The sequence below is a fragment of the Streptomyces sp. NPDC093065 genome, assembly GCF_044754585.1.
GTDB lineage: Bacteria > Actinomycetota > Actinomycetes > Streptomycetales > Streptomycetaceae > Streptomyces.
The window spans coordinates 188,662-211,908 of the sequence record NZ_JBIVPJ010000010.1 but is presented as its reverse complement, the minus strand read 5'-3'; the positions used below and the strand labels follow the sequence as shown (position 1 = coordinate 211,908).

The following is a 23,247-nucleotide window of genomic DNA, read 5'->3' as shown; positions in this document are numbered from 1 at the left end:
GTGCTCGCTTACCTCATCAGGCGGCTGTTCGCCGCCGCAGTGATGCTCGTGGTCATCATCCTGGTGGTCTTCTGCATCTTCTTCCTCGTCCCCAAGTGGGCCGGGGTCGACATCGCCCTGAACTTCGTCGGCAAGCAGGCGGACCCCGCCGCCGTCGAGGGTGTGCGGGAGAAGCTGGGTCTGGGCGACCCGGTCCTCGTCCAGGCCTGGGAGTTCTTCAAGGGCATCTTCGCGGGTCGCACCTACGCGGCCGGCGGCGACGTGACCCACTGCTCCGCGCCCTGCTTCGGTTACTCCTTCAAAACCGAGCAGTCCGTGTGGCCGGTGCTGACCGAGCGTTTCCCGGTGACCCTGGCTCTCGCGCTCGGCGCCGCCGTGCTGTGGCTGCTCTTCGGTGTGGCCGCCGGTGTGCTCTCCGCCCTCAAGCGGGGCACGCTGTGGGACCGCGGCGCGATGGTCGTCGCCCTGGCGGGTGTCTCCCTCCCCATCTACTTCACCGGTCTGCTCAGCCTGGCGATCTTCTCCTACGGACTGGGCTGGATCGACGGTGAGTTCGTACCGCTCGAGGAAAGCTTCAGCGGATGGCTCGGCGGCATGATCCTGCCCTGGATCACGCTGGCCTTCCTGTACGCCGCGATGTACGCCCGGATCACCCGCGCCACCATGCTGGAGATCCTCGGCGAGGACTACATCCGCACCGCGCGGGCCAAGGGCCTCAAGGAACAGGTCGTCATCAGCAAGCACGCGATGCGGTCGACCCTGACCCCCCTGCTCACCATGCTCGGCATGGACCTCGGCGCCCTGATGGGCGGCGCGATCCTGACCGAGACCACGTTCAGCCTCCCGGGCCTCGGCCAGAAGGTGCTGGACGCGATCAAGAACCACGACCTGCCCTTCATCCTGGGCGTCGTCCTGATCACTTCTCTCGCGGTGCTGATCGCCAACCTCGTGGTGGACATCCTGTACGCCGTGATCGACCCCCGAGTGAGGCTCGCATGACCGAACTGAGCAAGAGCGGGGCAGCGGTGGGCGAGCCCACCGGCACCTCGCCCGCGCCGACCGCCTTCCTGGAAGTACGCGACCTCAAGGTCCACTTCCCGACCGACGACGGCCTGGTCAAGTCCGTCGACGGGCTCTCCTTCCAGCTGGAGAAGGGCAAGACCCTCGGCATCGTGGGCGAGTCCGGCTCCGGCAAGTCGGTGACCTCGCTCGGCATCATGGGCCTGCACACCGCCGGCCAGTACGGCAAGCGCAAGGCGCAGATCTCCGGCGAGATCTGGCTGGACGGCACCGAGCTGCTGTCCGCCGACCCCGACCACGTGCGCAAGCTGCGCGGCCGGGAGATGGCGATGATCTTCCAGGATCCGCTGTCCGCGCTGCACCCGTACTACACGATCGGCCAGCAGATCGTGGAGGCGTACCGCATCCACCACAAGGTGGACAAGAAGACCGCCAAGCGCCGCGCGGTGGAGATGCTCGACCGGGTCGGCATCCCGCAGCCGGACAAGCGGGTGGACAGCTACCCGCACGAGTTCTCCGGCGGTATGCGCCAGCGCGCGATGATCGCGATGTCGCTGGTCAACAACCCCGAGCTGCTCATCGCGGACGAGCCGACCACCGCCCTCGACGTGACGGTCCAGGCGCAGATCCTCGACCTCATCCGGGACCTGCAGAAGGAGTTCGGCTCCGCGGTCATCGTCATCACCCACGACCTGGGCGTCGTCGCCGAGCTGGCCGACGACCTCCTGGTGATGTACGGCGGCCGGTGCGTCGAGCGCGGTCCGGCGGAGAAGGTGTTCTACGAGCCCCGGCACCCCTACACCTGGGGCCTGCTCGGCTCGATGCCGCGGCTCGACCGCGACCAGCAGGAACGCCTCATCCCGGTCAAGGGCTCCCCGCCCTCCCTCATCAACCTCCCGTCCGGCTGCGCCTTCAACCCGCGCTGCCCCTACGCCGACGTGCCCAAGGACGACGTCACCCGCACGGTCCGCCCCGAGCTGACCGAGGTCGGCAGTAAGCACTGGGCCGCCTGCCACATGTCGCAGGAGCAGCGGGAGCGTATCTGGACCGAAGAGATTGCGCCGAAGCTGTGAGCGACGAAGCCAAGGACCAAACCAAGGGCAAGGCCAAGGACGAAGCAGTGGCCATCCCCGCGCAGAGCGACGGCACGCAGGAGAAGGCCGGCGGCACCGCGACCCTCACCAAGGACGCCGCCCCCGGCGAGACCCTGCTCAAGGTGACCGGGCTGCAGAAGCACTTCCCGATCAAGAAGGGCCTGCTGCAGCGCCAGGTCGGCGCGGTCCGCGCCGTCGACGGCATCGACTTCGAGGTCAGGTCCGGCGAGACGCTGGGCGTCGTGGGCGAGTCCGGCTGCGGCAAGTCGACCATGGGCCGGCTGATCACGCGGCTCCTGGAGCCGACCGCGGGCAAGGTCGAGTTCCAGGGCAAGGACATCACCCACCTCGGGGTCGGCGGCATGCGTCCGCTGCGCCGTGACGTGCAGATGATCTTCCAGGACCCGTACTCCTCGCTGAACCCGCGCCACACCATCGGCACGATCGTCAGCGCCCCCTTCAAGCTGCAGGGTGTCCAGCCCGAGGGCGGGGTCAAGAAGGAGGTCCAGCGGCTGCTGTCGGTGGTCGGCCTCAACCCCGAGCACTACAACCGCTACCCGCACGAGTTCTCCGGCGGCCAGCGCCAGCGCATCGGCATCGCCCGTGCGCTCGCGCTCAACCCGAAGCTGGTCGTGGCCGACGAGCCGGTCTCCGCGCTCGACGTGTCGATCCAGGCCCAGGTCGTCAACCTGCTCGACGACCTCCAGCAGGAGCTCGGCCTGACGTACGTGATCATCGCGCACGACCTGTCGGTGGTCCGGCACGTCTCGGACCGCATCGCGGTGATGTACCTCGGCAAGATCATGGAGCTGGCCGACCGCGACCTGCTCTACAAGTCGCCGATGCACCCGTACACCAAGGCGCTGATGTCGGCCGTCCCGATCCCGGACCCGGCCCGCAAGTCGGCCAAGAGCGAGCGCATCCTGCTCAAGGGCGACGTGCCCTCGCCGATCGCCCCGCCGACCGGCTGCCGCTTCCACACCCGGTGCTGGAAGGCGACGCAGATCTGCACCACCACCGAGCCGCCGCTGAAGGAGCTGCGGCCGGGGCAGCAGGTGGCCTGCCACCACCCGGAGAACTTCGAGGACCAGGCTCCGCAGGACGTCGTCCTGCTGACCGCGGCCAAGGAGGCGGCGGAGCTGGTGTCGGAGGAAGCGCTGGCGGAGTCGGCGGCGACCTCGGCGGCGGTTGCCGCGGAGGTCGCGGAGGCCGCGGAGGCCGAGGCGGAGTCCCGCGCGGACGCCGCGGCGGACGGCGACGAGCCCGCCGCCGAGGAGCCGGCGGCCGAGGAGCCTCCCGCCAAGGAGAAGTGACCTCACTCACCCGCTCTGCCAGTGAGCCCCTGCCTTCGTTTGTAAGGCAGGGGCTCACTGGCAGGTAAGAATAGAAGGGTGTACGAGCAACTCTTCAGCCCCACCGTCCAGCACACGCTCGACCTGGTCGGGATCTTCGTCTTCGCCATCTCCGGCGCGCTGCTGGCCGTACGCAAGAACTTCGACGTCTTCGGCATCGCCGTCCTCGCCGAGGTCACCGCGCTGGGCGGCGGGCTCTTCCGCGACCTGGTGATCGGCGCGGTGCCGCCCGCCGCCTTCACCGACCTCGGATACTTCCTCACCCCGCTGTTCGCGACGCTGCTGGTCTTTTTCCTCCACCCCCACGTGGAGCGCCTCCAGACCGGCGTGAACATCTTCGACGCGGCGGGCCTCGGCCTGTTCTGCGTCGCCGGCACCACCAAGGCGTACGACTACGGTCTCGGCCTGACCGCCTCGGCCTGCCTGGGTCTGACCACCGCGGTGGGCGGCGGTGTCCTGCGCGACGTGCTCGCCAACGAGGTGCCCTCACTGCTGCGCTGGGACCGCGACCTGTACGCCGTCCCCGCGATCGTCGGCTCCGCGATGGTCGCCCTGTGCATCCGCTACGAGGCGCTCACCCCCTTCACCAGCGGGCTGGCGGTCGTCACGGCCTTCGTACTGCGACTGCTCGCCCTGCGCTACCACTGGCGGGCACCACGCGCCTGGAACCGCCGGTCGACGGTGGTCGAGGGGGACTGACCCGGCTCGGGTCGGGGAGGCGGCACGCCCTCGACGAAGGCGACGCCGTCGGATCGCGTCCGTCCTGCCCGGGTGCGGTCGGCCGGGGAGGGAACGACGGGGAAAGCTACCGCTTAGTAGTTTCCTGTTGTACCGTGCAGTCATGCCAGAAGCAGCCTCCGCAGCGGCCACACGGGCCACCATCGGCGACAGCGAGTTCGACCGGGACACCGCCGTCACCCGGCGCGCCCCCGGTGTCTACGACATCGACCTGTCGGCCGGCTGGACGATCATCAACGCCGTCAACGGCGGCTATCTGCTGGCCGTCCTGGGCCGGGCCCTCGGCGACGCGCTCGCGCATCCCGACCCCTTCACCGTCTCGGCGCACTACCTCACCGCCTCCCGGCCGGGCCCGGCGGTCGTGCGCACCGAGACCGTCCGCGCGGGGCGCTCCCTCTCCACCGGCCAGGCCTCCCTCTTCCAGTACGACGACGAGGGCAACGAGGTCGAGCGCATCCGCGTCCTCGCCTCCTACGGCGACCTCGACGCGCTGCCCGACGACGTCCGCACCTCGGCGAAGCCGCCCGCGATCCCGCCGGCGGGCCAGTGCTTCGGCCCGGAGGACGGCCCCGCCCCCGTCGACGGCAGCTCGGCCATCGCCGACCGGCTGATGCTCAAGCTGGACCCCGCCACGCTGGGCTGGGCGCTGGGGCAGCCCTCGGGGCGGGGCGAGATGCGGGCCTGGTTCGGCCTCGCCGACGGCCGCGACGCGGACCCCCTCTCGCTGCTCCTGGCGGTGGACGCGCTGCCGCCGACCGCCTTCGAGCTGGGGCTCAAGGGCTGGGTGCCGACGGTCGAGCTGACCGTGCACGTGCGCTGCCGTCCGGCGCCTGGCCCGCTGCGGGTCTCCATCACCACCCGCAACCTCGCCGGCGGCTTCCTGGAGGAGGACGCCGAGGTCTGGGACAGCGCCGACCGGCTGGTCGCCCAGTCCCGTCAGCTGGCCCGGGTCCGGCTCGGCTGACCCGGGGGCACCTCAGTCCAGCCAGTGCGTGCGGCCGACGCTGATCAGTCGCAGCTGCCGCCGTGCCGTCTCCACGGCCCGGCGGCGCTCCTCTCCGGGGGCGTCCAGCGTCTCCAGGAAGAGGGACGCCGTGATCAGCATCTGGTCGACGTAGAGGCCCGCCAGCATGCGCAGATCGGTCTCGCTCCAGTCCGCCGCCGACGCGTCCGTGGCCAGCTCGGCCTGCACCTCCTCGGCGAACCGAGCCAGTTGCTCACGTATCGCCCGGCGCACCGGCTGCACCCCGCCGTGCCGCTCCCGCGCGATGAAGCGGACGTGGGCCGGGTGTGCGGCCACGTGACCGGCGATCAACTCGACCGCGCGGGCGATGCGTTCGTCGTCGTCCTCGGCCGGTGACATCGTGGTCCGGATCATCGGGTGGAGGCTGCCCAGCGCCTCCTCGACCAGCGCGACGCCGAGATCCGCCGTGGAGCGGAAGTGCCGGTAGAAGGCGGTCGGGGCGACGCCCACGGCACGGGTGACCTCGCGCAGTCCCAGGCTGCTCAGGCTCTGCTCCTCCAGCAGTCCGAGCGCCGCGTCCAGGAGTGCCTGCCGGGTCTTCTGCTTCTGCGCCTGCCGAACGCCGGGGGTGTGACTCATGCCATGCAGTTAACAACCGTTCTCTGGAATTGAAAAGCCGTAGAGCGCGCTAGACTGGGAAGTCAGTGAACAACTGTAACCACAACCGTTCACCGAAGTCCGGAAGGAAGTCCGGAAGTCTGGGGGATCCGCTCCATGCTGTTTCTCGTCGTCGCACTCCTGCTCCTCGGGCTGGTCATGGGCACCGTCGCCCACGCATCGCTCACCTTCTCGCTCGCGGCCGGCCTGGTCATCGCCGTCTGGCTCGGCATCTTCGCCCTCCGCGAGCGGCACGGCCGCCGACGGAGCACCTCCGCCCACTGACCGCACCACCGACGCACGGCAGGGAGAACGTCATGCAGCTCACCGCACCGGCCCACCGCACCACCGACGCCGAGCGCACCACCCGCGCCACCCGCCGGACCGGCATCCACGACACCGACGGCATGGCCGTCGCCGCCTTCGTCCTCGGTCTGCTCGGTCTGCTCGTCCTCAACGTCTTCCTGGGCCCGATCGCCATGGCCCTCGCGGGCGTCGCCCTGTGGCGCGGCACCGCCCGCCGCGGCCGGGCCCTGCTCGGTCTGGGCCTGGGCGTCGCCGACCTGCTGGTCCTGATGGTGTTCATGTCCGCGGACAACACGATGTCGTGGAGCCTGTGAGCCACCCCACCGTCACGCCCGGGCCAACCGCGCGACGAGGCGGGCCTTGGTCCGGGGCAGGGTTCGAGCGCCCCGTAGAATCGGCCGCACCATGGCTTACCTCGACCACGCCGCGACGACCCCGATGCTCCCCGAGGCGGTCGAGGCACTCACCGCGCACCTGAGCGTCACCGGCAACGCCTCCTCCCTCCACGCGTCCGGCCGCCGCGCGCGGCGCACCGTCGAGGAGGCTCGCGAGACCCTCGCCGAGGCGCTCGGCGCACGCCCCAGCGAAGTGGTCCTCACCTCCGGCGGCACCGAGGCCGACAACCTCGCCGTCAAGGGCCTGTACTGGGCCCGCCGCGACGCCGATCCGGCCCGCACCCGGATCCTGGCCAGCCCCGTCGAGCACCACGCCGTCCTCGACGCCGTCCACTGGCTCAGCGAGCACGAGGGCGCCACCGTGGAGTACCTGCCGGTCGACGCCCACGGCCGCGTCCACCCCGAGACGCTGCGCGAGGCCATCGCCCGCGACCCCGGCGACGTCGCCCTCGCCACCGTCATGTGGGCCAACAACGAGATCGGCACGATCATGCCGGTGCGCGAACTCGCCGACGCTGCCGCCGAGTTCGACGTGCCGCTGCACGCCGACGCGGTCCAGGCCTTCGGCCAGCTCCCGGTCGACTTCGCCGCCTCCGGGCTCGCCGCGATGACCGTTTCCGGCCACAAGATCGGCGGCCCCTACGGCATCGGCGCACTGCTGCTCGGCCGGGAGTACACACCGGTGCCCGTCCTGCACGGCGGCGGGCAGGAACGCCATGTGCGCTCCGGCACCCTCGACGCCCCCGCCGTCGCCTCCTTCGCGGTCGCCGGCCGCCTCGCCGCCGAGCGGCGCGAGTGGTTCGCCCGCGAGATCGGCGCCCTGCGCGACGACCTCGTCGCCGCCGTCCGCACGGCGGTCCCGGACGCGGTCCTCGGCGGCGATCCGGCACCTGAGGGGCGCCTTCCCGCCAACGCCCACTTCACCTTCCCGGGCTGCGAGGGCGACTCGCTCCTGCTCCTGCTCGACGCCCAGGGCATCGAGTGCTCCACCGGCTCCGCCTGCACCGCGGGAGTCGCCCAGCCCAGCCACGTCCTGCTGGCCACCGGCACCGCCCCCGACCTGGCCCGCGGCACCCTGCGCTTCTCGCTGGGCCACACCTCGACCGGGGCCGACGTGGAGGCGCTCGCCAAGGCGATCGGCCCCGCGGTGGAACGCGCCCGCGCGGCGGGGCTGTCGTAGCAGGCCCGGCCGACCGGTACCGGCCGGGTCAAAAGCGCGTCCCGGTTCAGCTCGGCGACGGCGAGGGGAGCGGCCGCTCGGACGACCAGAAGGCGTCATCCACATTGGGCCTCGGGACGGCCTCCCCGTAGTAGCTGTGGCCATGTCCCTTCGTGGTCGGCCCGGTGACGCTCGATTCCGGGACACAGGAGGTCTGGACGTCGAGGAAGAACTGGCCCTCTCCGCCGACGATCAAGCTCATCCTCAACAAACCGTCACCGCTCTCGGCGTAGATCTCGGGGAACTCCTTGTTCGGATTGACGTCAGTGATTTTGTGCCCCTTCTTCTTCCAGTGGCGCTCGATTATGCCGAGCAGGGCTCCCCTCCTCTCCGCCGAAACCTTTGTCATGACGACCGCGCGGCGTGTGACGTCTCCCATTCCTGTCGAATCGCCACCGCAGCTGCCGTGGTCCGAAGCGTCGTGAGTCCACTCGACCGGAGGCTTTACCGCCGAAAAGGTCTGGTGGATCAGCGTGTCGGCCTCGTCCGCCGCCTCCTGCATGTTCATGTTCGAGCTCCTCTGCGTATCTCCTGAACCCTCGTCTCCTGTGCCGCAGCCCGCGACAGCGAGGAGTGCGAGCGCGATTCCGGTCACCCGAATGGGAAGCTTGTTCATCGTGACTCTTCTGTCGTGACTAGGTCTGGTCTACCGCCGACAATTTTGGCGACGTTGTTGGCCGCAGACGGATTTCTTTCGGAATCGAAATACCCTGAGTGGGCCGGGGTCGGGCCCTCACCGGAGAGCCAAAGCGGCAGTGGACCGTCGCCTGATTCCATGCGTGTGGCGCCGAAATCGTCGCTGACCGGGTCCCTGCCGAACCAGCGCTCGTCGTCCAGAAAATTGACGACGGCGGGGGCGGGCCCGATGAGGCTGCTGGCCGCCGGTAGCCACGAAACCGGATCGTTGCCGGCCGACGCGGCGAATACATGGCCTTTTCCGACATTCAGCTCGTCTGCGGTCTGCGCGCCCGTGCCGGGGCTTCCCAGAAGCACGATGTCGTCGACGCCGGGTATTCCGCCGTGCTCTCGCGCGGCCGTTCCGACCACGAGCGAGCCATACGAGTGCCCGATGGCGGTGACATGGGGGTCGGCGTTCTCGTTGGTGGCCTGTATGCCTTCCATGAAGCTGCTGTAGGCGGGGGCACCCCGGTTCGCGAGGGTTGTGGACGCCACCTCTGTGAAACCAGGGGCGTCGTAGCCCAACCAGACGATGGAAGCGGTGGAATGGTCGTACTTGTAGGCGCCCTTCGCCGTCTGGTACGCCCGTCGGACCGTGTCGTCCGCGAAGTCGCCGTCAAGCGTGGTGCCAAGCCCCGGAGCGTAGGCGGAGACATTTTTCGAAGTGTCCGGATTTCCGTAGCTTACGATCGCCCGGCCATTGCCCTCATCCCCGATTCCGAGCAGGAACATGGGCGGCTGGCTGGGCTTGGACAGCTTCTCCTGAATTCCCTTCATGCCCTCCAGTTGGGCCCGGGAAGTGTCGTCGTCCTGTCCTTCCAGTTTGGCGATGAGCATCTGCAGGTTTTCGCGGTTGACTTCATCGCGGACTACGGCAGGGATGCCGTCGAGGCCGCCGATGATCTCGGGGAAGGCCGTCTTGTACTCGTCGCGCTCCTCCTCGCTGAGGTTGTCCCACCACTCCTTGCGGTCGGCCGGCGACTTGTCCATCGGGATGTGGTCCTGGACGTAGTCGAGCGCAGCCCAGCTGACGGCGTCGACGTCGGACGCCACATCCGCCCACGTCTTCGAGGTCACGCTCAGCCCCGGTGCCGCCTTGAGCTGACCCAGTGCGTCGCTGTAGCGCGTATCGATCAGCTTCGCCTCCGCCACGGCGTGGGCTATGCGGTCGGCTATGTCCTGTGCCTTCGCGTGATGCGGATTCCCACGGTGAATGTCGAGGCCGCCGGTCCCAGCGGTACCCGGTGAGTACAACCCCCGGTTGTCCGGACCGTAGAGCCCCCTGTTGCTGGAGTCGAGCATGCCGTTGTTGCCCACGGCCGTGCCGCCGGGGATCTCGGCACCGGTCAGTTCGTTCTTGCCGCCGGCGGGAAAGGTGATGTCACCCTCTGCGCTGACGGCGTACCCCAGCGCCGCCGCATCGTCCAGCGCCTCGAGCAGACGGCGCCTGGGCGCGGCGATCTCGAACGAGAAACCGTCCAGCGCTCCGGTGATCAGGCCGCATTCGACCTGGGTGTAGTGGAAGTTCTCCGAGAGTTTCGTCAGCTGCTTTTGTGCCGCGTCCGCTGCCGCGCCCTCGTTGGCCTTCCGCATGGCCTTGGTGACCTGCTTGTCGATGCGCTCCCGAGCCGCGTCGGCGGTGTTGCTGATCGCGCGGTACCCGTCCGCGGCCTCCGAGTACTCGGACGGCTTGAGGGCCTTGAGCGTTTTGATGTCCATGCGCTCGACTCACCGGCCCTTGCCCGAGCCGCCGTCGGCCGGGTCCCCGGAGGCCACTTTCAGCCGGGCGATCTCGGCCTTGATGGCCTCGTCGGTCCTGAGCTGGTCGTTGCCCGTCTTCTCGAACACTTCGGCGAGTCCGTCGCACAGCTCGCTGATGTCCTTCACCCGGCGCTCCCAGGACTCGTACACCCTCTCCTGAACCGCCGCCGTCAGACACCCGGATTCCTTGCCGAGCCCCGTCTGGCCGTCCGCCAGTCTCGCCAGCGCCTTGCCGAGGCTCTCCTGCAACTCGCCGAGGGCTCCACCGGCTCCGGACCACGTGGCCTTGTCGGATCTCATCCTGCCGACCGGACCACCACCGGCTGTGCCGGTGCCTCCCCGATCGGCCGGCAACTGGTTGAGCTGCATCTGCGCGGTGCGTCCTGTGGACACCGCCGCCTTGACCTGCTCCCACTCCTCCCACGCCATGCGTGGCCCTCCCCCTGTGATGATGACGAGCGGATGCGACTGGTGACCGCAGCGTCATGGTTGTCGGGACGTACAGTAACTTTCCCCGAAGCGGTGGCTGTCCGTACCGGCCACCACGAGGCCTGAGTATCCGGACTCAGGCCGAACCGGGTCGTCGTCGGGTCAGGACGGCGTCATCCGGTGGGGGACCGGCCGGGGACGGACTCGGAGTCAGACGCCGGATCGCGAGGGGCCGTTCGACGGGCCGGCCGACGGGCTGCCGGAGGGGCCGCTCGTGGCCGCCCGTCGCACCAGCTTCAGATACCGGTCCCAGTCCCAGTGCGGCCCCGGATCGGTGTGGTCGGTGCCCGGCACCTCCACGTGGCCGAGGATGTGCTTCCGGTCCAGGGGTATGTCGTACCGCGCGCAGATCCCCGCCGTCAGCCGCGCGGAGGCGGCGTACATCGCGTCGGTGAAGTCCCGCGGGCGGTCCACGAAACCCTCGTGCTCGATGCCGACACTGCGTTCGTTGTAGTCGCGGTTGCCCGCGTGGTACGCCACGTCCAGCTCGCGGATCATCTGGGTGACCCGCCCGTCCTGCCCCACGATGTAGTGCGCGGCCGCCTTGTGCCCCGGGTCCTGGAAGGCCCGCACGGCGCTGTCGAAGCTGCCCTGGGTGACGTGGACGATCACCATGTCGATGCCGAAGTCGTCCGGCCGGTCCGCCCGCCGCCAGTTCGCGTCCGACGCCGCGACCCAGCGCGCGCCCGCGTAGTCGACCGCGCCCTCCTCGCGGGGCCGCTCGACACCCGGCATCCGCCACCACAGCCGCGACAGCTCGTCACGGGCCAGCACACCCGTGCCCAGGGCCGCCGCCGCACCGCCGACGATCAGCGCCCGCCGGCCGATGCGCCGGTCGCCGTCACCGGATCCGCCGCTCGTGGATCCGCCCGTGGATCCCTGCTTCGCCCCCATACGATCTTCAACGCATACTCGCGCGCTCCGGTTCCCGCCTCCCCGTACTCTGGAGGGGCTATGACTGACACTCCGCAGCGCACCCGTCCCCTCCGCGTCCTCGCCGCCATGTCGGGCGGAGTCGACTCCGCCGTCGCCGCAGCCCGCGCGGCCGAGGCGGGGCACGACGTGACCGGCGTCCACCTGGCGCTCTCCGCGAACCCGCAGTCCTTCCGCACGGGCGCCCGGGGCTGTTGCACCATCGAGGACTCACGGGACGCCCGGCGCGCCGCCGACGTCATCGGCATCCCCTTCTACGTGTGGGACCTCGCCGACCGCTTCCGCGAGGACGTGGTCGAGGACTTCGTCGCCGAGTACGAGGCGGGACGCACCCCCAACCCGTGCCTGCGCTGCAACGAGAAGATCAAGTTCGCCGCGCTGCTCGACAAGGCGCTCGCCCTCGGCTTCGACGCCGTCTGCACCGGCCACTACGCCCAGGTGATCCTGCGCGAGGACGGCACCCGGGAGCTGCACCGCGCCTCCGACATGGCCAAGGACCAGAGCTACGTCCTCGGCGTGCTCGACGACCGGCAGCTCGCCCACGCGATGTTCCCGCTCGGCGACACGGTCACCACCAAGGACGAGATCCGCGCGGAGGCCGAGCGCAGGGGCCTCGCGGTGGCCAAGAAGCCCGACTCGCACGACATCTGCTTCATCGCCGACGGCGACACCCAGGGCTTCCTCGCCGACCGGCTCGGCAGGGCCGAGGGCGACATCGTCGACGAGGCGGGCAACCGGCTCGGCACCCACGACGGCGCCTACGGCTACACCATCGGCCAGCGCAAGGGCCTCAGGATCGGCACCCCGGCCCCCGACGGCAAGCCGCGCTACGTCCTGGACATCTCCCCGGTGAACAACACCGTGACGGTCGGCCCGGCCGAGGCACTCGACGTCGACGCCCTCCGCGCGGTCAAGCCCCGCTGGTGCGGCGCCGCTCCCGCCGGCCCCGGCACCTACACGGCCCAGCTGCGCGCCCACGGCGGCGAGACCGGGGTACGGGCCGAGCTGGTCGACGGCGCCCTGGAGGTCACCTTCACCGAGCCGGTCCGCGGTGTCGCCCCCGGCCAGGCGATCGTGCTGTACGACGGCACGCGCGTGGTGGGCTCGGCGACCATCGCGTCGACGACGCGCGCCACGGCCGGCGCCGCCTGAACCCACCGCCGGGCAGCGCGCCGGCGCCCTCGTGGGCGCCGGCTCATCCGGCGAAGAACTCCGCCAGCACCGGCGCCAGTACGCCCGGCTCCACCATGTGGGTCTGCCCGTCCACGGTGCCGTACGCGCCGTCGGGGGCCGACTCCGCGACCGTCCGGGCGGCCTCGTGCCACCACGCGTCGCTCGCGCCGCCCGCGAGGACCAGCAGGGGGCAGGCGATCGCGGCGATCTCGGAGCGGGGCACCCGGCCGTCGCCCATCACGGCGTCGTCGTACGCCAGGCTCGGCGCCACCGACTCCATCCCCGCCCACATGGGGGACTGCCGGGCACCGCGGATCATCTCCTCGCCCAGCCCGGTGCGGCGCAGGAACAGCTCCACGGCATCCCCGCGGCGGCCCTGGCCGAGCGCCTCGGTCAGCCGCTCCGTGTACTCGGCCCCGGCCCGCACGCCCGCGTCGTCCATGGCGTACGGCACCTCGTACACGGCGGCCCGGCGCACCGGCAGACCGCTCGCCGCCGCCCGGAGCACCAGTGCGCCGCCCGAAGACATGCCGTACAGCGAGGCCTCGCCGCCCACCGCCTCGGTCAGCGCCGCCAGGTCCTCGATCTCGCGTTCCACCGCGTACGGCGCGGTGTCGCCGCTCCCACCGCGCCCCCGGCGGTCGTACACGACGACGTCGAAGCGGTCCGACAGCTCGGCGGCCAGCGGTGCCGTCGTGGCACCGGTCGACATCGCGCCGCTGACGAGCACGACCGTCGGCCCCCGCCCGGTGCGTTCGTAGGCGATGCGTGTGCCGTCACGCGAAACAGTCTTCTTCTCCATGCCTGTGCAGACTGCCGTACGGCACGCGGTTCATCGCTCAGGACACCTCGACTTCGTAGAAGCAGAGGCGGTCCTTGATCTCCGCGACCTCCGGCTTCGGGTCCGGGTACGCCCAGACGAGGTCCGCCGCGTCCGGCAGCGACCAGTAGGAGGCGTCGCCCTTGAAGGGGCAGTGGGTGGTCGTGGCGGACGGCGTCAGCAGGTCGAGGCGAACGTCCTCGGCCGGGAGGTAGTACCGGTCGGGACAGCCCGTCTCGTGCAGCACCAACGCCCCGTCGCTCTCCGCGAGCAGCTGCCCGCCGTGCACCACGCGCACGTGCCGCTCGCTCGGCTCGACGGTGATGCGGTGTCCCTTGAGTCCCTTGGTCACGGTCGTCCTCCTCGGTGCAGTGGCCTTCGCCACTACAGCGTGCCCGGCCGTCTGGTTCTTCCCGCTCCGCCGGGCCGTACGGTGGACGCCATGAACATCTGCGTCTTCCTCTCCGCCGCCGACCTCGACGAGCGCTACACGGGCCCCGCCAAGGAGTTCGCCGAACTGCTCGGCAAGGGCGGTCACACCCTCGTCTGGGGCGGCTCGGACGTCGGCCTGATGAAGGTGGTCGCCGACGGCGTGCAGGAGTCGGGCGGCCGACTGCTCGGGGTCTCGGTGGACTTCCTGGCGGCCAAGGCGCGCGAGGGCGCCGACGAGATGCTGATCGCGAAGGACCTGGCCGAGCGCAAGCGGCTGCTGCTGGAGAAGGCCGACGCCGTCGTCGTCATGGTGGGCGGCACCGGCACGCTCGACGAGGCCACCGAGATCCTGGAGCTGAAGAAGCACGGGCACACCGACAAGCCGGTCGTGCTGCTCAACACCGCGGGCTTCTACGACGGCCTCAGGGAGCAGTTCCGCCGCATGGAGGACGAGGGCTTCCTCCCCCGCCCCCTCACCGAGCTGGTTTTTTTCGCCGAGGAGCCGGTCGGCGCGCTCGCCTACCTGGAGGAGAGCCAGGGCATCGAGTAGGACGCCGGTGGTGCGAGCATGGCGGGCATGGCTACACACGTGATCACCGGAGCGGGCTCCGGCATCGGCGCGGCCGTCGCCCGCCGCCTGCACGAACGCGGCGACGAGGTCGTGCTCCACGCGCGCGACGCGGGCCGCGCGAAGGAACTGGCCGCCGCGCTCCCCGGCGCGAGGACGCTGGTCGGAGACCTGGCCGACCCGGCCAAGCTGTCCTGGGCCCTCTCGCACCAGTCGCTGCCCGACCGGGTGGACCCGCTGCTGCACATCGCCGGGGTCGTCGACCTCGGACCGGTCGGCGACCTCACCCCGAAGACCTGGCTCAACCAGCTCAACGTCAACCTGGTCGCCCCCGCCGAGCTGACCCGCCTCCTCCTGCCCCAGCTCCGCGTCGCCCAGGGCCAGGTGCTCTTCGTCAACTCCGGCTCCGGCCTCAACGCCCACGCCGGCTGGGCCGCGTACGGCGCCTCGAAGCACGGCCTGAAGGCCCTCGCCGACGCACTGCGCCAGGAGGAGCACGGCAACGGCGTCCGGGTCACCTCGGTCTACCCCGGCCGCACCGCCAGCCCCATGCAGGCCAAGGTCCACCGGCAGGAGGGCAAGGAGTACGACCCGTCGCAGTGGATGGACCCCGAGTCCGTCGCCACGACCATCCTGATGGCCCTGGACCTCCCGAGGGACGCGGAGGTCAACGACCTGACGGTGCGCCCGGGACGGTAAGGGTTTCTCCGAGACGCCGGTGTGGAAATTCCAGCCCGTCCGGCGTCTGAGGACGAGGCCCGTCCAGGGCCGAAGGCGGGGGTTCGGGGGCGGCAGCCCCCGGGGACGGGAAAGGGAAGGGGCGGCGGGGGCGGAATCCAGCCGCCCGACCCCTGCGTACGCTTCTCCCGTGAACGACGACTTCGCCCCCGCCACCGGCATCGGCAGCCTCCCGGGCCACGACGCCCGCGAGGCGGCCAGAACCGCCACCGGCAGCTTCGAGGACTTCCCCTTCCTCCCCGAGCTGCCCGCCCGCGGCCCCGGCGCCGACATGATCGGCCGCACCGCCGGCCTGCTCGTCGAGCTGTACGCGCGCGTGGAGCCCAGCGGCTGGCGGCTCGGCGACCGCCCGGGGCGGGACACGAAACGCGCCCGGGCCTGGCTGGGCGAGGACCTCGACGCCCTGGAGGAGTTCACCCAGGGCTACGAGGGCCCGCTCAAGGTCCAGGCGGTCGGCCCGTGGACCCTCGCCGCCGCCCTGGAACTGCGCAACGGCGAGGCGGTCCTCTCCGACCCCGGCGCCTGCCGCGACCTCGCCGCCTCGCTCACCGAAGGCCTGCGCCTGCACCTCGCCGAGATCCGTCGCCGCGTGCCCGGCGCCCGCCCCGTTCTCCAGCTCGACGAGCCGTCCCTCACCGCCGTCCTGCGCGGCAGCGTCCGCACCGCCAGCGGCTACCGCACCCACCGCGCCGTCGACCGCCAGGCCGTGGAGGCGACCCTCCGCGAGGTCGCCGGGGTCCACGACGGCGGCCCCGTCGTGGTCCACTCCTGCGCGCCGGACGTGCCGTTCGCCCTGCTGCGCCGGGCGGGCGTCGCGGGCGTCTCCTTCGACTTCTCGCTCCTCACCGAGCGTGACGACGACGCGATCGGTGAGGCCGTCGAGGGCGGCACCCGGCTGTTCGCAGGTGTCGTGCCGGGCACGGACACCGCATTGTCAGACCCTGCCGGTAGCGTCATGGGTGTCAGAACGCTGTGGCGCAGGCTGGGGCTGCGCCCGGAGCTGCTCGCGAGGACGGTCACCGTCACTCCCGCGTGCGGACTCGCGGGTGCTTCCCCGGAGTACGCCCGGCGCGCGCTCGCCCACTGCGTCCGGGCGGCGGGATCCCTCGCGGACAACCCAGAGTAACGGGAGGACTTACGGTGGCCGGCGACAAGCAGGGCGACAAGCAGGCGGAGACGACCAGCGTGCCCGCCGAGGCGCGGGAGCGGCACATGCGCCTCGCCGAGCAGATCGAGGAGCACCGCTTCCGGTACTACGTGAACGACGCACCCGTGGTCAGCGACGCGGAGTTCGACCGGCTGCTGCGCACCCTGGAGGAGCTGGAGGAGCGCCACCCGGAGCTGCGCACCCCCGAGTCCCCGACGCAGAAGGTGTCCGGCTCCTACGAGACCGAGTTCACGGCCGTCGAGCACCCCACGCGGATGCTCTCCCTGGACAACACGTTCAACGACGACGAGCTGGCCGCCTGGTTCGACCGCATCGCCCGGGAGCTGGGCGAGCAGGAGTACCACTTCCTGTGCGAGCTGAAGGTCGACGGACTCGCCGTCAACCTCACCTACGAGCGCGGCCGTCTGGTCCGCGCCGCCACCCGCGGCGACGGCCGCACCGGCGAGGACATCACGCCCAACGTCCGCACCATCGCGGAGATCCCCGAGCGCCTGGCCGGCGACGAGGTCCCCGACCTCGTGGAGATCCGGGGCGAGGTCTACTTCCCGATGGAGAAGTTCCAGGAACTCAACGCCCGGCTGAACGAGGCGGGGGACAAGCCCTTCGCCAACGCCCGCAACGCGGCGGCCGGTTCGCTGCGCCAGAAGGACCCGCGCGTCACCGCCACCCGCCCGCTGCACATGGTGGTCCACGGCATCGGCACCCTGGAGGGCTACAAGGGCCTGACCCGCCTCTCCCAGGCATACGACCTGCTGAAGACCTGGGGCCTGCCCACCTCCCCGCACAACAGGGTGGTCGACGGCCTGGACGGCGTACGGGACTTCATCGCGTACTACGGCGAGAACCGGCACTCCGTGGCGCACGAGATCGACGGTGTCGTCGTCAAGCTCGACGAGATCCGCCTCCAGGGCCGGCTCGGCTCCACCGCCCGCGCGCCCCGCTGGGCCATCGCCTACAAGTACGCGCCGGAGGAGGTCAACACCAAGCTCGTCGACATCAAGGTGGGCGTCGGCCGCACCGGCCGCGTCACTCCGTACGCGCAGGTCGAGCCGGTCACGGTGGCCGGCAGCGAGGTGGAGTTCGCCACCCTGCACAACCAGGAGGTCGTCAAGGCCAAGGGCGTGCTCATCGGCGACACCGTGGTGCTGCGCAAGGCCGGTGACGTCATCCCCGAGATCCTCGGGCCGGTCGCCGACCTCAGGGACGGCAGCGAGCGGGAGTTCGTGATGCCGGCCGAGTGCCCCGAGTGCGGGACGCCGCTGAAGGCGATGAAAGAGGGCGACATCGACCTGCGGTGCCCCAACGCCCGCGCCTGCCCGGCCCAGTTGCGCGAGCGCGTCGCCTACCTCGCCGGGCGGGAGTGCCTGGACATCGAGCACTTCGGCGGCGTCGTGGCGGCCGCGCTCACCGGCCCGCTGGAACCGGCCGAGCCCCCGCTGGTGGACGAGGGCGACCTCTTCGACCTCACCGTCGAGAAGCTGCTGCCCATCAAGGCGTACGTCCTCGACCCGGACAGCGGGCTGCCCAAGCGCGACCCCAAGACCGGCGAGGAGAAGATCGCCACGGTCTTCGCCAACAAGGAGGGCGAGCCGAAGAAGAACACCCTCGCGCTCCTGCAGTACATCGAGGAGGCCAAGACCCGCCCGCTGGCCCGCTTCATCAACGGCCTCTCCATCCGGTACGTCGGACCGGTCGCCGCCCAGGCCCTCGCCCGCGAGTTCCGCTCCGTCGACCGCATCGAGCAGGCCACCGAGGAGGAGCTGGCGAGCACGGACGGCGTGGGCGGCACCATCGCCACCGCCGTCAAGGAGTGGTTCGCCGTGGACTGGCACCGCGAGATCGTCCGCAAGTGGAAGGCGGCCGGGGTCTTGCTGGAGGACCGGTCGACGGGGGAGGACGAAGGGCCCCGGCCGCTCGCGGGACTCACCGTCGTCGTCACCGGCACCCTGGAGAACTTCACCCGGGACGGCGCCAAGGAGGCCCTCCAGAACAGGGGCGCCAAGGTGACCGGATCGGTGTCCAAGAAGACGTCGTTCGTCGTGGTCGGTGACAACCCCGGGTCGAAGTACGACAAGGCGATGCAGCTGAAAGTGCCGGTTCTGAACGAGGAAGGTTTCGGCGTGCTCCTCGAACAAGGAGCCGAAGCGGCGGCGGGTGTCGCGCTTTCGGCTGAGGAATAGCGGTTGAAGGCCACCCGATCGGCGCATATCAGATGCATACGGGTGGCCGGGTGGCATTCGGGCAACCGTCGACGACCAGTGCCCCTGGAAGCCTTCCGCGGCCTACTGTTGAGGTGTGCGCCCGCCGTGCCCAGCTGCGGTCGGGGCATCCCCCTGCCCCGGGTGACAGGGGAAGGGGTCTTTGACGCGGAGCCGTTGAAGGTGGTCGAGGCGGGGGCCGCGTGGCGTGGGCACCGCCGGCTGTGAGAGGGACGGGAATGGAACCGACCGAGAGCGCCGCCGCGGGCTCACGGCTGCGCCTGCGTCGCATGGTGGGCGCGTGGCACGTGAGCCGGTGGCACGGGCAACGCGAGGGTGGCATCCCGCGTCCCGCGGCGGGCATCCGCGTGCCGCAGGCCACCGGCCACACCACCGGACACCTCCACGGCCCCGCCGACCCGGACGCCGAACGGCACCTGTCCTGGCCCGCGTTGCCCGCGGCGATCGTCGCGACCGCCGCCTTCGTCCTGGGCGCGGGCTTCTACCGGGCGTTCAGCGACGGCCACGCCCTCTTCCCGTCCGGCACCGTCGGCTGGTCCCTGGCCGTGCTGACCGGCATCGTCGTCGGCCACCTGGTCATGCTCGGCCGCTCCCGCTGGTGGGGCGGCACCGGCTCGGGCGCCGCCCTCACCCTCGCCGTCCTGCTGCTGTACGGCTGGATTCCGGCCGGCATGGTCAGCCTCACCGTCGTCGTCCTGGTCGGCATAGCCCGCCGGGGCCGCTGGCGGCAGGGCGTCCTGCACGGCGCGGTGGACATCCTCGGCATCGCCGCGGGCGCCCTCCTCCTCGGCGTCTGCGGTTCCGTACCGTCCGTCGAGCACCCCTGGGACCCCGACACCTGGGGCATGTACGCGGCGCCCAAGGTGGCGCTCGTCGCCATCGCCTACCTCGCCGTCACCCGCGCCCTGCTGTGGTACCTGCAGACCCCGCGCCCCGGGCTCCCCACCGTGGCCCGCACCGCCCTGGTCAGACAGGGCCTGGTCGCCGTCGCGCTGCTCGGCATCGCCCCGCTGGTCTGCGTCGTCGCCGTCGCCAAGCCGCTGCTGCTGCCGCTGTTCGCCATCCCGCTCATCGCCCTCGACTCCACGCTGTGGATCGCCCGCGCCCGCGCCGAGGAGCAGTTGCGCGACCCGCTCACCGGCCTGCCCAACCGGCAGTGGCTCCTGGAGCGCACCTGGAGCGCGCTGGACGACGCCGAGCGCATCGGCGCCCGCGCCGCCCTCATGCTGATCGACCTCGACCGTTTCCGGTCGGTCAACGACACGCTCGGACACCTCGCCGGGGACCGGCTGCTCCTGCAGACCGCCGACCGGCTGCGACAGGCCCTGCCGCGCGGAGCGGAGGCCGCGCGGCTCGGCGGCGACGAGTTCGCCGTCTTACTGCCCGTCGCCGACTCCACCACGTCGGCGACCCGGATCGCCCGGGGCCTGGTGTCCGCGCTCAGTTCACCGATGGACCTGGACGGACTCACCCTGGTCCTGGAGGCCAGCGCCGGGGTCGCCGTCTTCCCCGACCACGCGCTGGACGCCGAGGGGCTGCTGCGCCGCGCGGACGTGGCGATGTACCAGGCGAAGCGGGACCGCACCGGGGTGGAGGTCTACGAGTCCAAGCGGGACTCCAACACTCCGGACCGGCTCGGCCTCCTCGGCGACCTGCGCCGGGCCCTGGACGCCCACGAGGTCGAGCTGCACTACCAGCCCAAGGTCCGCTTCGACGGGCAGGTGGCGGGCCTGGAGGCGCTGGTGCGCTGGGTGCACCCCGAGCGCGGCAAGGTGCCGCCGGACGAGTTCATAGCGATCGCCGAGTCCTCCGGGCTGATGCCCCACCTCACCGAGTACGTACTGGAGACGGCGCTGGAGCAGGTCGCCCACTGGCGCTCCCAGGGCCTGTTCGTGCCGGTCGCGGTCAACGTCTCCCCGCGCGACGTGCACACCCCCGGGTTCGCGGGCTCGGTGGCCGCCCGGCTCGCCCGGCACGGCGTTCCCGCGGGAGCGCTCCAACTCGAGATCACCGAGCACGTCCTGCTGGAGGACCCGCAGCGCGCGGCCGACACCCTCAACGCGCTGACCGGGCACGGCGTCAAGATGTCCCTGGACGACTTCGGCACCGGCTACTCCTCCCTCGTCCACCTGCGCAGGCTCCCCGTCAGCGAGCTGAAGATCGACCGCTCGTTCGTGGCCCGGCTGGCCATCGACAACGAGGACGCCGAGATCGTGCGCTGCACGGTCGACCTCGCCCACTCCCTCGGACTGCTCGTCGTCGCCGAGGGCGTGGAGGACGACGAGACCTGGGAACGCCTGCGGGACCTCGGCTGCGACGCCGTACAGGGCTGGCTGGTGGCGGCCGCGATGCCCCCGGAGGAGACCACGGCCTGGCTGCTCGCCCGGGGTTCGAGGGGCTGGGTACGGGCCGCCGCCGCACTGCCCGCGGCGGCGAGCGACGAGTGACCCGAGCGCCGCGAACCGCGGCGCGCTCTCACCCACCGGCAGGCACGGCGAAGCGCGCGATCAGCAGGGCGAGCCGGTGGTCGTGGGTCTCCGCGGGCAGCCGGCCGTCGCGCGTCAGCGTCACCAGGGCGTGCAGTCCCGCCCAGAACGTCTCCGTGAGCAGCGTGAGGTCTTCCCCGTCGCGCGCGACCGGCTGGACGGCCCGCCGCAGTTCGCCGAACGCCTCCCGGAGGGGCGCCGGTGCCCCGGGGGTGGCGAACGGCAGGTCCACCGGGTGCGTGAACATCGCGTCGTAGAGCGCGGGCCGCCGCCGTCCGAAGTCCGTGTACGCCCGGCCGACCGCCGCCGCCCTCCCGTACCCGTCCCCGGCCGCCGCGGCCGAAGCCCGCAGGCCGGCCGTCAGTTCCTCGCAGCCCCGTACCGCGACCGCCGCCACGATCGCGCCCTTGCTCTTGAAGTGGCTGTACAGGACCGGCTGGCTGTACTCGATCTCCGCGGCCAGCCGGCGGGTGGTGACCGCGTCCCAGCCCTCCGCCTCGGCCAGGTTCCGCGCGACCGTCACGATCAGCCGCTCGCGTTCCGCCCGTTCGCGCTCCCGGCGCGCCTGAATCGTCATGACCGAGATTCTAGCAACGCTAGCCATGCTGTCATCGTTCTGCTAGCGTCATTCCTGTACCTAGCATCGCTAGCAAGGAGTCGTCGTGACCGTCACCGCATACACCCTGGCCGTCGTGCTCAACCTGTTCTGCCTGTTCCTGGGGTACCGCTTCCTGTTCCAGCCCGGCCCGGCCGCCGCCGGCTACGGCGTCCCGGCCGACCCCGGCGGCGACGCCGGCGCCTATCTGACGATCAAGGGGGTCAGGGACGGCGCGCTCGGCGTGGTGGGGCTCGCTCTGCTGGCCTTCGCCGGCGCCCGCCCGGAGGCGTGGTTCATGCTCTGCGTCGCCCTCGTGCCGCTCGCCGACACGCTCATAGTGCTGCGCCACGGGGGCACGAGGGCGGTGGCCTTCGGGATCCACTTCGCCACCGCGGTCGTTGTCCTGATCAGTGCCGGACTGCTCTTCGCGGTCTGAGCACACCCGTCCGGGTGGACCCACCCGGACGCACCCGTCCGTCGTTCGCTCCAGGGAGTCCGAGAATGTCGCTGTTCGTTCCGAAGTTCGACGAGTCCGTGGTCGTCCGCGAGGCCGAGGCCGAGGTCGTCGGCCGCGCGCCCACCACCGTGCGCCTGCTGGCGGACAGCAGCGCCACCGGCGGCGCCCTGTCCACCCAGCGCGTCACCCTCACCGCGGGCGCCGACGGCGCCGCGCCGCACTGGCACGACAACTCCGCCGAGATGTTCTTCCTCCTCGACGGCGCCGCCGACATCCTCTCCGGCGACGACGTCCTCACCGCGGGCCCCGGCGACCTCGTGGTGGTCCCGCCCGGCAGGCCGCACGCCTTCGCCGCCGTGCCGGGAGCCGACGCCGACCTGCTCATCGTCCTCACGCCGGGTGTCGAGCGCTTCGAGTACTTCCGCCACCTCCAGCGCATCGCCCTCGGCGAGGCCACCCGGGAGAGCCTGCTGGAGGTCCAGGAGCTCTACGACAACCATTTCCTGCGCAGCGCCGCCTGGGACGCGCGGCGCCGGGAAGCCGGTCCGGGGGAAACCGTTTAACGGCCACGGGGCCCGGCCCCATAGGATTGGGCCAAACCGACTGGGCCGAATCGACCGGAACAGGCGCCTTGCCCCGGCCGATGTGCCCCGACCACACACTCACCCAGAGGAACGCTGCATGCCTGGCATCACGCGCGAGGAGGTCGCCCACCTCGCCCGGCTGGCGCGTCTGGAGCTGAAGCCCGAAGAGCTCGAGCACTTCGCGGGACAGCTGGACGACATCATCGGCGCGGTCGCCCGCGTCAGCGAGGTCGCCGACCAAGACGTACCGCCGACCTCGCACCCGCTCCCGCTGACGAACGTCATGCGGGCGGACGAGGTCCGTCCGTCGCTCACGCCCGAGCAGGCGCTCTCCGGCGCCCCGGCCCAGGAGCAGCAGCGATTCAAGGTGCCGCAGATCCTGGGGGAGGAGTAACCGC

25 protein-coding genes are annotated in these 23,247 nt (G+C 71.2%); 17 read left to right on the top strand and 8 right to left on the bottom strand.

Annotated elements, in window-relative coordinates; genetic code table 11:
• The 5 genes from ACIQFU_RS19765 to ACIQFU_RS19745 all read left to right on the top strand — a co-directional run bounded on the left by ACIQFU_RS19765 (position 1) and on the right by ACIQFU_RS19745 (position 5,168).
• Positions 1-999, top strand: a complete 999-nt coding sequence (locus ACIQFU_RS19765) for an ABC transporter permease (RefSeq protein WP_402553056.1) — start codon at positions 1-3, stop codon at positions 997-999.
• Positions 996-2,093, top strand: a complete 1,098-nt coding sequence (locus ACIQFU_RS19760) for an ABC transporter ATP-binding protein (RefSeq protein WP_402553055.1) — start codon at positions 996-998, stop codon at positions 2,091-2,093. Before ACIQFU_RS19765 ends, ACIQFU_RS19760 begins: the two co-directional genes overlap by 4 nt.
• Positions 2,094-2,140: 47 nt before the next feature.
• Positions 2,141-3,427 (top strand): ABC transporter ATP-binding protein, encoded by a 1,287-nt coding sequence (locus ACIQFU_RS19755; protein WP_402553127.1) that lies wholly within the window; start codon positions 2,141-2,143, stop codon positions 3,425-3,427.
• 78 nt (positions 3,428-3,505) lie between these two features.
• A complete protein-coding gene (locus tag ACIQFU_RS19750; protein ID WP_402553053.1) occupies positions 3,506-4,165 on the top strand; it encodes a trimeric intracellular cation channel family protein in 660 nt (219 codons plus the stop codon).
• Positions 4,166-4,307: 142 nt separating this feature from the next.
• Positions 4,308-5,168, top strand: coding sequence for a thioesterase family protein (locus ACIQFU_RS19745; RefSeq protein ID WP_402553052.1), 861 nt, complete (start codon positions 4,308-4,310; stop codon positions 5,166-5,168).
• Positions 5,169-5,180: 12 nt separating this feature from the next.
• Here the strand turns inward: ACIQFU_RS19745 and ACIQFU_RS19740 are convergent, their stop codons facing one another.
• A complete protein-coding gene (locus ACIQFU_RS19740; RefSeq protein ID WP_402553051.1) occupies positions 5,181-5,807 on the bottom strand; it encodes a TetR family transcriptional regulator in 627 nt (208 codons plus the stop codon).
• Between the two features lie 135 nt (positions 5,808-5,942).
• On the opposite strand from ACIQFU_RS19740, the gene ACIQFU_RS19735 reads away from it, so the two are divergent.
• The 3 genes from ACIQFU_RS19735 to ACIQFU_RS19725 all read left to right on the top strand — a co-directional run bounded on the left by ACIQFU_RS19735 (position 5,943) and on the right by ACIQFU_RS19725 (position 7,706).
• Positions 5,943-6,110 carry a hypothetical protein gene (locus ACIQFU_RS19735; protein WP_402553049.1) on the top strand — a complete coding sequence of 56 codons (168 nt, stop codon included), beginning with the start codon at positions 5,943-5,945 and terminating at the stop codon, positions 6,108-6,110.
• Between the two features lie 32 nt (positions 6,111-6,142).
• Positions 6,143-6,445: a DUF4190 domain-containing protein gene (locus ACIQFU_RS19730; protein ID WP_402553047.1), complete on the top strand. Its 303-nt coding sequence runs from the start codon at positions 6,143-6,145 to the stop codon at positions 6,443-6,445.
• A 91-nt stretch (positions 6,446-6,536) separates the two neighbouring features.
• Positions 6,537-7,706 (top strand): cysteine desulfurase family protein, encoded by a 1,170-nt coding sequence (locus tag ACIQFU_RS19725; protein ID WP_402553045.1) that lies wholly within the window; start codon positions 6,537-6,539, stop codon positions 7,704-7,706.
• A 46-nt stretch (positions 7,707-7,752) separates the two neighbouring features.
• Here ACIQFU_RS19725 and ACIQFU_RS19720 read toward each other — a convergent pair whose 3' ends face one another.
• The 4 genes from ACIQFU_RS19720 to ACIQFU_RS19705 form a co-directional block, all read right to left on the bottom strand.
• On the bottom strand, positions 7,753-8,361 hold the full coding sequence (locus ACIQFU_RS19720) for a hypothetical protein (protein WP_402553043.1): 609 nt from the start codon (positions 8,359-8,361) through the stop codon (positions 7,753-7,755).
• Complete coding sequence (locus ACIQFU_RS19715) at positions 8,358-10,142, bottom strand: alpha/beta hydrolase (RefSeq protein ID WP_402553041.1); 1,785 nt, start codon at positions 10,140-10,142, stop codon at positions 8,358-8,360. Before ACIQFU_RS19715 ends, ACIQFU_RS19720 begins: the two co-directional genes overlap by 4 nt.
• Before the next feature lie 9 nt (positions 10,143-10,151).
• Positions 10,152-10,613, bottom strand: coding sequence for a hypothetical protein (locus ACIQFU_RS19710; protein ID WP_402553040.1), 462 nt, complete (start codon positions 10,611-10,613; stop codon positions 10,152-10,154).
• A gap of 210 nt (positions 10,614-10,823) precedes the next feature.
• A complete protein-coding gene (locus ACIQFU_RS19705; protein ID WP_402553038.1) occupies positions 10,824-11,567 on the bottom strand; it encodes an N-acetylmuramoyl-L-alanine amidase in 744 nt (247 codons plus the stop codon).
• Between the two features lie 60 nt (positions 11,568-11,627).
• Between ACIQFU_RS19705 and mnmA the strand changes: the two genes are divergently transcribed.
• Positions 11,628-12,758, top strand: a complete 1,131-nt coding sequence (gene mnmA / locus ACIQFU_RS19700) for a tRNA 2-thiouridine(34) synthase MnmA (RefSeq protein WP_402553036.1) — start codon at positions 11,628-11,630, stop codon at positions 12,756-12,758.
• Between the two features lie 43 nt (positions 12,759-12,801).
• Here the strand turns inward: mnmA and ACIQFU_RS19695 are convergent, their stop codons facing one another.
• Entirely contained in the window at positions 12,802-13,581 is a 780-nt protein-coding gene (locus ACIQFU_RS19695) for an alpha/beta fold hydrolase (protein WP_402553034.1), read from the bottom strand.
• Between the two features lie 37 nt (positions 13,582-13,618).
• On the bottom strand, positions 13,619-13,951 hold the full coding sequence (locus ACIQFU_RS19690) for a DUF427 domain-containing protein (protein WP_402553032.1): 333 nt from the start codon (positions 13,949-13,951) through the stop codon (positions 13,619-13,621).
• 90 nt (positions 13,952-14,041) lie between these two features.
• Here ACIQFU_RS19690 and ACIQFU_RS19685 point away from each other — a divergent pair, with 90 nt between their 5' ends.
• The 5 genes from ACIQFU_RS19685 to rmdB all read left to right on the top strand — a co-directional run bounded on the left by ACIQFU_RS19685 (position 14,042) and on the right by rmdB (position 21,171).
• A complete protein-coding gene (locus ACIQFU_RS19685) occupies positions 14,042-14,581 on the top strand; it encodes a TIGR00730 family Rossman fold protein (RefSeq protein ID WP_402553031.1) in 540 nt (179 codons plus the stop codon).
• A 27-nt stretch (positions 14,582-14,608) separates the two neighbouring features.
• Positions 14,609-15,298 (top strand): SDR family oxidoreductase, encoded by a 690-nt coding sequence (locus ACIQFU_RS19680; protein ID WP_402553029.1) that lies wholly within the window; start codon positions 14,609-14,611, stop codon positions 15,296-15,298.
• A 169-nt stretch (positions 15,299-15,467) separates the two neighbouring features.
• Complete coding sequence (locus ACIQFU_RS19675; protein ID WP_402553027.1) at positions 15,468-16,463, top strand: methionine synthase; 996 nt, start codon at positions 15,468-15,470, stop codon at positions 16,461-16,463.
• An 86-nt stretch (positions 16,464-16,549) separates the two neighbouring features.
• Complete coding sequence (gene ligA / locus ACIQFU_RS19670; RefSeq protein ID WP_402553126.1) at positions 16,550-18,685, top strand: NAD-dependent DNA ligase LigA; 2,136 nt, start codon at positions 16,550-16,552, stop codon at positions 18,683-18,685.
• Positions 18,686-18,942: 257 nt separating this feature from the next.
• Positions 18,943-21,171, top strand: coding sequence for a cyclic Di-GMP phosphodiesterase RmdB (rmdB, locus tag ACIQFU_RS19665; RefSeq protein WP_402553025.1), 2,229 nt, complete (start codon positions 18,943-18,945; stop codon positions 21,169-21,171).
• A gap of 28 nt (positions 21,172-21,199) precedes the next feature.
• Here the strand turns inward: rmdB and ACIQFU_RS19660 are convergent, their stop codons facing one another.
• Positions 21,200-21,787: a TetR/AcrR family transcriptional regulator gene (locus tag ACIQFU_RS19660; RefSeq protein ID WP_402553023.1), complete on the bottom strand. Its 588-nt coding sequence runs from the start codon at positions 21,785-21,787 to the stop codon at positions 21,200-21,202.
• Between the two features lie 85 nt (positions 21,788-21,872).
• Between ACIQFU_RS19660 and ACIQFU_RS19655 the strand changes: the two genes are divergently transcribed.
• The 3 genes from ACIQFU_RS19655 to gatC all read left to right on the top strand — a co-directional run bounded on the left by ACIQFU_RS19655 (position 21,873) and on the right by gatC (position 23,243).
• Positions 21,873-22,244, top strand: coding sequence for a DUF4267 domain-containing protein (locus tag ACIQFU_RS19655; RefSeq protein ID WP_402553021.1), 372 nt, complete (start codon positions 21,873-21,875; stop codon positions 22,242-22,244).
• Between the two features lie 65 nt (positions 22,245-22,309).
• Positions 22,310-22,828 carry a cupin domain-containing protein gene (locus ACIQFU_RS19650; RefSeq protein WP_402553019.1) on the top strand — a complete coding sequence of 173 codons (519 nt, stop codon included), beginning with the start codon at positions 22,310-22,312 and terminating at the stop codon, positions 22,826-22,828.
• Positions 22,829-22,946: 118 nt separating this feature from the next.
• The gene (gatC, locus tag ACIQFU_RS19645; protein ID WP_070023066.1) at positions 22,947-23,243 is read left to right on the top strand and encodes an Asp-tRNA(Asn)/Glu-tRNA(Gln) amidotransferase subunit GatC; all 297 of its coding nucleotides are present in this window, start codon (positions 22,947-22,949) and stop codon (positions 23,241-23,243) included.
• Positions 23,244-23,247 lie beyond the last annotated feature (4 nt).